Source organism: Candidatus Hepatincolaceae symbiont of Strigamia maritima (assembly GCF_055505085.1).
Map to the genome: position 1 here is coordinate 1 of NZ_DBKDTU010000005.1, position 1,217 is coordinate 1,217.

A 1,217-nucleotide genomic window follows, 5' to 3' on the forward strand; every position below is an offset into this window, starting at 1 on the left:
TTTAGATAAAAATATATTTTATACCAAATTAGTAAATAGTAAGTAAATTAATATGATAGACATAAATCCACAACCGGTTTTTAAAATTAAAACCAGACTTTTTGTGCAAAATAAGTTACAAAAAGATCAAGAGATTATTTTAGATGTAAATGACGGATACCACTTAGCAAATGTGCTAAAATTACAAAAAGAAGATTTAGTAAGTGTTTTTAATGATAATAGTGGAGAATATGTTGCTAAAATTACCGAACCTAAAAAGAACTACTTCAAAGTACTGATTTTAGATAAAATTCAAGATTATGTTAAAAAGAATTATTCTCTACACATAATCTATGCTCCTTTAAAGAAGGATGCCACGGATTTTTTAATTGAAAAACTAGTAGAAATTGGGGTAACAGAATTAACTCAGGTCATTACCGAACATACTGTGAATAATCCCTTAGAGTTGGAAAAATTACAAAAAAAAGTCACTCAAGCAGTTAAACAATGTGGCAGAATAGATATTCCAAAACTTAACCCTACTCTTAAATTAAAGGAGCTATTATTAAATTATCCTAAGAATATTTTATGGTTAAATGAACAAGAATCCGAACTATTCCTAAGTATTGCTCTAAGACAACAGCAACAGAAGGATATTAGCTTTTTAACGGGTCCTGAGGGTGGTTTCAGTAAAAAAGAACAAGAGCTTTTAAGAATTCAACAGAGTATTACTTCTCTTAAGATAGGCCCTAGAATCCTAAGGGCTGAAACTGCTTCTTTAGTAGCTGCTACTGCTTTTCAGATTATTATCGGAGATTTTCAATAACTTAATGTAGTCGGTGGCATTTACTATCAAAAAGTGCGGTTTTAAATGGCAGGTTCCCATTATTTAGGGGTAAAAAGCCACTATTGCCCATATTATTACCTATACTGTCCCTCTATAATCCTATCTATTCCTACCATTATAAAACTTTTTAATACAATAATTTCATATTCTTACTAATTTGTAGAATATTACGAATACTTAATTTTAAAGATTTTACTATTACATGAAGATTTGATAATTTATAACTATCTTCTTCATATTCGATATGATTCTAATAATAAATAATCATAATTACTATAGAATAGCAATGTTAAGATCTATAAATTTATCAATAAATCCGGAACTATAAGCATCATAACAAGAATATTTGTGTTCTAATTTTTCTAGGTAATGATCATAGATCGGAAGAGCG

The 1,217-nt window shown here is 28.5% G+C and carries 1 protein-coding gene; it reads left to right on the plus strand.

Annotation, left to right across the window (positions count from 1 at the left end):
* The first annotated feature begins 52 nt into the window (after positions 1-52).
* Positions 53-805 carry an RsmE family RNA methyltransferase gene (locus ACQCX0_RS00075; protein WP_462561988.1) on the plus strand — a complete coding sequence of 251 codons (753 nt, stop codon included), beginning with the start codon at positions 53-55 and terminating at the stop codon, positions 803-805.
* Positions 806-1,217: the final 412 nt, after the last annotated feature.